The 6,240-nt window shown below is 57.4% G+C and carries 7 protein-coding genes; 2 read left to right on the plus strand and 5 right to left on the minus strand.

Annotation, left to right across the window (positions count from 1 at the left end; all coding sequences use genetic code 11):
• Nucleotides 1-118: 118 nt before the first annotated feature.
• The 3 genes from tatC to ACO54Z_RS05005 form a co-directional block, all read right to left on the minus strand.
• Complete coding sequence (gene tatC, locus ACO54Z_RS04995; protein ID WP_485996028.1) at nt 119-898, minus strand: twin-arginine translocase subunit TatC; 780 nt, start codon at nt 896-898, stop codon at nt 119-121.
• A gap of 321 nt (nt 899-1,219) precedes the next feature.
• Nucleotides 1,220-1,933 carry an ABC transporter substrate-binding protein gene (locus ACO54Z_RS05000; protein WP_485996029.1) on the minus strand — a complete coding sequence of 238 codons (714 nt, stop codon included), beginning with the start codon at nt 1,931-1,933 and terminating at the stop codon, nt 1,220-1,222.
• A complete protein-coding gene (locus ACO54Z_RS05005) occupies nt 1,917-2,105 on the minus strand; it encodes a hypothetical protein (protein ID WP_485996030.1) in 189 nt (62 codons plus the stop codon). The genes ACO54Z_RS05000 and ACO54Z_RS05005 overlap by 17 nt, the downstream gene beginning before the upstream one ends.
• A gap of 220 nt (nt 2,106-2,325) precedes the next feature.
• On the opposite strand from ACO54Z_RS05005, the gene ACO54Z_RS05010 reads away from it, so the two are divergent.
• Nucleotides 2,326-3,279, plus strand: coding sequence for a porin (locus ACO54Z_RS05010; RefSeq protein WP_485996031.1), 954 nt, complete (start codon nt 2,326-2,328; stop codon nt 3,277-3,279).
• 198 nt (nt 3,280-3,477) lie between these two features.
• On the opposite strand, the gene ACO54Z_RS05015 is transcribed toward ACO54Z_RS05010, so the two are convergent.
• Both ACO54Z_RS05015 and ACO54Z_RS05020 read right to left on the minus strand, forming a co-directional pair.
• Nucleotides 3,478-4,800, minus strand: a complete 1,323-nt coding sequence (locus tag ACO54Z_RS05015) for an ArsB/NhaD family transporter (RefSeq protein WP_485996032.1) — start codon at nt 4,798-4,800, stop codon at nt 3,478-3,480.
• 4 nt (nt 4,801-4,804) lie between these two features.
• Nucleotides 4,805-5,284 (minus strand): CBS domain-containing protein, encoded by a 480-nt coding sequence (locus ACO54Z_RS05020; protein WP_298079995.1) that lies wholly within the window; start codon nt 5,282-5,284, stop codon nt 4,805-4,807.
• A 175-nt stretch (nt 5,285-5,459) separates the two neighbouring features.
• Here ACO54Z_RS05020 and ACO54Z_RS05025 point away from each other — a divergent pair, with 175 nt between their 5' ends.
• A complete protein-coding gene (locus tag ACO54Z_RS05025; protein WP_485996033.1) occupies nt 5,460-6,173 on the plus strand; it encodes a tetratricopeptide repeat protein in 714 nt (237 codons plus the stop codon).
• Nucleotides 6,174-6,240 lie beyond the last annotated feature (67 nt).

Below are 6,240 nucleotides of genomic sequence, written 5' to 3' on the forward strand. Positions count from 1 at the left end.
TGCCCTGCTCCAGATGCGCGGCTATGGCTCTTTCTCTCATGGCTTGGGGGTATGGTGGTCAGGCTCCAGGGAAATTGATGATTGTATAGAATTTAGAGAGGATTGCTATAAACAGCCCCTACGGCGCCGCGTCGCCATTGCCCGCTTCCGCCTCGCGTTTGGCGAGCAGGCGTTTGCCGATGTACAGCCCCGCTTCAAAGAGGATGAGCATCGGCACCGCCAGCAGCGTTTGCGAAATCGCATCCGGCGGGGTCAGCAGCATCCCGATGGTGAAGGCGGCGAGGATGATGTACGGGCGCTTTTGCGCAAGCGTTTCCGGGCGGACGAGACCGAGCATGATGAAGATGACCGTCGCCACCGGCACTTCAAACGCCGCGCCAAAAGCGATAAACATCGTCAGGCTGAGGTTCATGTACTGGGTGATGTCCGGCTTGTATTCCACCCCCTTGAGCTCAATGCCCGCCAAAAAGCTGAACAATATCGGCAGGATGATGAAATAGGCGAACAGCACGCCGGTATAAAAGAGGACGGTGGAGGAGATGAGGATGGGGCGCACCAGCCGCTTTTCGTGGCGGTACATCCCCGGCGCGACGAACGCCCACACCTGGTAGAGAATCCACGGGATGGTGAAGAGGCAGGCGAGGAAGAGGCAGACTTTGATTGGGGTGAGGAAAATGTCGATGCCGTCGTAGGCGAGCATGGTCTGGCCGGGCAGCATATTGTTCAAAACCGGCAGGGCGAAAGTCTCATAGACGCGGTTGCGGAACGGCAGCAGCAGCAGGAAAACGCCGCCGAGGGCGTAGATGATGCGCAACAGACGGGTGCGCAGCTCGATGAGGTGCTCAACGATGGGCATTTCCGGGTCGTCGTTTTCCGGGATGTTGGGGGTGTCGGTCATGGTGATTGCAGGATGGATGGGTTTCAGGGGGCATTTACATACACGATAGCGGGAGCGGTGTATGTATAGCAATCCTCACAAAGCCCTGTACGGCGAGGCGACGCCTCGCCGTACAAAGCGTACTGTCTTCGGCGGCGCGCCTTGTACAGAACTTTGTGAGTATCGCTATACATACACCAGGAGCGCTCAGGTGTATGTAAACAGTGCTCTGAACAAACAGCGGGGATACCAACCATAACGCTACCCCCTCCCCAACCCTCCCCCGCTGCGCTTCGTTGCGGGGGAGGGGAGCGACGCGTCATTCAGCAACCGCGCGACAAATCACTTCGCCTTGGCGACCGCATCGCGTACCTGTTCCGCCATCAATTTAGCGGCAATCAGCCCGCGAGAGCGCGCCCACAAATCCGGCTCGATACTGACATTATGCGCAGGATTGGCGACCTTGAGCGCGCTCCATAGCGACTCTTTCTCCCACTTGCGCACCACGCTTTCCTCGCGGTAATGGGCGACAAACAGCCAGTCCGGGTCTTGCGCGAGGAACTGCTCCAGCCCAATCTCATAAAACGCCTTGCCATCAACCGGCGGCGGCAACTTGAAACCGAGGCGGGCGACCACGCCACCGGCAAAATAATCGCCGGAGAACAGGTCAAAGGTATTCTCGCGCGAAGCGCCGACGATCGCCGTTTGCCCGGTGGGAATGCCTGCCCTGATGTCGTCAAACTCCTTGTTCAGCGCATCGACCTTCGCCTTCATCTCGTCGTGCTTGCCGACCGCGTCGCCAATCACCTGCGCCTGGGCGAGGATGTCATCGAGGCTGCCGTAGCGCGAATTGAGCAGCAGCACCGGCGCAATCTTCGACAACTCGTCATAGGCAGCGGCGTGGCGGTCCTTGTCGGCGATAATCAAATCCGGCTTGAGCGAAGCGATAGTCTCCATGTTAGGCTGCGCGCGCGTGCCGACCGACGTCCACGGCTGAATCAAATCGCGGATGGGGGCGATGATGCGGTCGGCCTTGTTGTCATCGGCGACCCCCAACCGGCAACACGCCGATATTCGCCAAGGCATCGACGAACGAAAATTCCAGCGCCACCACGCGCGTGGGCGTTTTGTCGAGGGTGAGCGAGCCATGCTCGTCCTTGACGGTGACGGCGGCGTGCGCGGCGAAAGAGAACGCCGCCAGCGCGGCGAGAAAGAGGCGTCTGTACATAGAAAAGCTCCTGAAAGGGGTTAATGAGAGGGTTTGTCATTCCCGCGCGCAGTGTAAAGACAAACCCCGGCAGACGCCAGCACCAAACACACGGCACGCCTGCCCCGCCGTCCGCGCAGGCGCTTCGCGCGCGATGGCATATTTCGCACTCTGAAATCGTTGCTGCTTGTCCATGAAACCGATAAGATTGCAAGCGCAATTCAAACAAGAGGTGCGAGTTATGCGTAAATCACAGATGGCAGCGGCAATCGTGTTGTCGCTGGGAACAATATCCGCGATAGCAGCGGATGGACGGGATACCACGCTTTACGGCTCATTGGCGCAAGGGGTGCAATATCACAGCAAGGCAGAGAAAAACAGCCACATGGATTATCTCAATGACCATTTGCGTATTGGCGTCAAGGGGACGGAAGCGCTCGGTGGCAATAATCAGCTTTTCTTCAATCTTTATCTCACCAGCGAGGAAAACAAGGATGGCAGCGGCTTGAATGGTGTGCGCGAGGCGCATATCGGTGTGCAAGGCGATTTTGGCAGACTGACCCTGGGCAAACAGAAAACCGCCTGGAAAACTTATATGGTCAAATCCGTTTTTGACGATGCGGCGATTGGTATTGAGCGGCTCGGCAAAATGATTCGCTACGATTTGGAAGACATTGGCGGCAGCGGTTTCAGTTTTGCCGTTGATGGCGTGCTGGACGGCAAGCACGAAGTTATTAAAAGCGGCAGAAGTCGCGGCTTTAATGAATTTAGTGCGGCGGTGGGCTACAAAAACAATACCTTTGCCGTGTCTGCCGGTTATGAAGGCACCAGTGGCAATGGCATCAAAACCAAACTGGGCGGCAGTACCGACGCCATCATGGGCGCTTCCGCCGCCGTCACCCTGCTGCGTTATGACGACAAAAGCCCAATGCTGGAATGGGCATTGGACGCGCAGCATCACGCCCATTTCGGCGAATATGCCTCCACCTCGCTCAATTACACTTGGGGCGCGCACCAATTCCGCGGCGGCTGGGAAGGCATTGATTACGACAAGGAGAAATTCTGGCAGCAATATCATTTGGGACATATCTACAAATTCAGCGAACGAACCGATACCGAGCTGAAAGGTACTTATCGCAAACAGGGCGATGATGACGAATTTATCGGCAAATTAACATTGCATCATGCTTTCTGATGGCAGCGTGAAAAAAGCGGGGTAAATGCCCCGCTTTTTTGATGCCGTAATGTGCTGATGCTAGTAGCTGTTTACAATTCATCTGCAAGGCCTTGCAGGTTGGATTACGGCTGCGCCTAACCCAACCTACAGAACGGCTTGTGCAAACCACGCCGGTGCGAGCGCATTAAAAAACGCCGGTTGCCCGGCGTTTGTCATTCAGAAATAGCGCAGCCACAGGTAGATGTGCGACAGCAGGATGGTCAGCAGCATCAGCGGGAAGGCGTATTTGGCGAACTGCACCATGCCGATCGGCTGTTTGGCCTTTTCGGCGAAGGCGGCGACGGTGAGGTTGGCGCTGGCGCCAATCAGGGTGCCGTTGCCGCCGAGGCAGGCGCCGAGCGCGAGCGCCCACCATACCGGCTCAAAAGTCTCCGGCGGGATGCCCTGTCCGGCCGATTGCAACAGCGGAATCATGGTGGCGACGAAGGGGATGTTGTCCAGCACGGAGGAAAGTAGCGCCGAAACCCACAGCACGGCATAGGCCATTTTCGGCACGTCGCCGCCGGTGGCAGCGATGAGTTTTTCGCCGAGTACTTCAAGCAGGCCGCTTTGTTCGACCGCGCCGACGATGATGAACAGCCCCATGAAGAAGTAGATGGTGATCCATTCGACTTCGGTGAAGGCATGGTGCACGTTTTCGCTTTGTTTGTCCGCCGGTTGCCGGCCATAGGCGAGCATCATCAACAGCGCCGCACCGGAGAGGGCGACGGTGCCGGGTTCGATGTGCAGCGGGTGGCCGATGAAGAAGCCCAAGAGAACGAGGCCGAAGACGAGGCCGCATTTTTTCAGGAGGTGGGCATCGGTGATGGCTTCCTTTTCGTCAAAGCGCATGATGGCGTCGCGCGCTGCCTGGGTAGTTTTCAGGTTGCGGCGGTGGATGAGCCAGAGCACACCGCAGACGGCGACGAGGACGATGACGGAAATCGGCGTCAGGTGGTAGATGAATTCGGCGAAGCTGAGGCCGTTTTTCGAGCCGATGATGATATTTGGCGGGTCGCCGATGAGGGTGGCGGTGCCGCCGATGTTGGAGGCAAGGATGGTGGCGAAGAGGTAGGGGAAGGCGCGCACGTTGAGCTGTTCGGTGATGAGCAGCGTCACCGGGGTGATGAGCAGCACGGTGGTGACGTTGTCCAAGAGCGCGGAGAAGAGCGCGGTGATGCCCGCCAGCATCAGCATGATGCCGACCGGATCGGCCTTGACCCATTTGGCGGAGCGGATGGCGATGTACTGGAACACGCCGGTTTTGGCGGTGATGTTCACCAGCATCATCATCCCGGTGAGCAGCCATAGCGTGTTGAAATCTACTTTTTCCAGCGCCTGCGCCTGGCTGAGCAGGCCGCAGTAAATCATCAGCATCGCGCCAAAAAGGGCGATGACGGCGCGGTTTAATTTCTCCAGAATCAGGATGATATAGACGATGACGAGGATGATGCCGGAGAGCCACATCGGGTTTAAGCCAAAGATTGCGTGTGAATTCATGGGATTATCCTTTGGCGCCCTGGATGTGGTCGAGAACGCCGTTGATGCTGACCACGCCGCAGAAGCGGCGGCTGCCTGCTTCGACGATGATGGCGTGGCTGTGGTATTGATAAATCAGGTAAAGCGCTTCCATCAGGCTGGTTTCCGGATGGAGCAGCGGGATGTCTTCGGTAATGAGGTGGTCGGTAATCGGCTCGCCACCGCGCGCGTGCAGGCGCTCGCGCAGCTCGTCCACGCTGGTTTTCATAAAATCCAGCTCCGGCAGCTTCTTGCCGTAGGCGGGATTGGCGGTGACGCCGCGCGGCAGCAGCACTTCTATCAATGACATACTGCTGAAAACGCCGATGAAATCGCCCGCGTCATCAACCACGGGAAAGTAACGGACGCCGCTGTGGTGCGTCGCCTCGAAGGCCTCGGCAATGGTCATCGCCGGATGCAGGATGCGCGGGTGCGCAATCATGATGTCGCGACAGGTGTAATGCATAAAAGTCCCCGGATGAGATAGTAAAAATGTTTTAACGTAGCGGCATTGTAGCGCGCGTTTCCACAGAAAACCACAAAAAAGCGCAGAGTCTTCACATAAATGATGGTGGTTTTCGTGATGACGTGAAAGCCGTATAGTGTTGCCTAACTCCTTGCAACCCCATAGCACGATGAAGATGAAACAGAAAAAACCGTCTGTCATTCCGCCTACCGCGCCCGCCGTGCAGCCACTCTCGTACCAATACCATGATTTTCTGCTGGACAGACAACCCGAACTGCTAGACGCCCTACGGCGCGATGCGACCGCCGGGCGCGCCAATGCGCAATACCTGATGGGGATGATGTATGCCGAGGGACACCACCTGCCGCAAGATACAGAACTGGCATTGCACTGGCTGGAGCGGGCGGCAAAACAGGGCCATCTGGACGCGCAACTGGATTTGGGGCTGCTCTGTCTGGAAAGCGGCGATGCCGAAGGCGGGCGGCAATGGCTGATTATTGCCGGTGCAGGCGGTTCGGTGCAGGCGCAATACCAGTTGTTTCGCTATTACTTTGAGGGGCAGTATGGTGCACCGGATTACTCACAGGCGATGGAATGGCTGGAGTGGGCGGCGCAAGGCGGCGTGGTGGAAGCGCAGGATGCACTCGGCAGTCTCTACCTTTACGGAGAGAATGTACCGGAAGACCGGAAAAAAGCGCGCTACTGGCTAAGAAAAGCGGCGGCAAAATCCTTGCCGCAGGCGCAATACCATTTGGGGCTGCTGTATTTGAGTGAACCCGCCCCGACCACACGGCAACGCAATAGCGGATTGCAATGGCTGGGCAAAGCGGCGTGGGCAAATTTCGCCCAGGCGCAATTCATGCTGGGCGTGTATAGCCATCCACCCTAAATAATATACTCGATAAAAGCCCGCTCCACCGCCTGTAGCAAATCCATTCCCCTGTCCAGCCATTGCC

The organism is Cardiobacterium sp., from assembly GCF_057314735.1.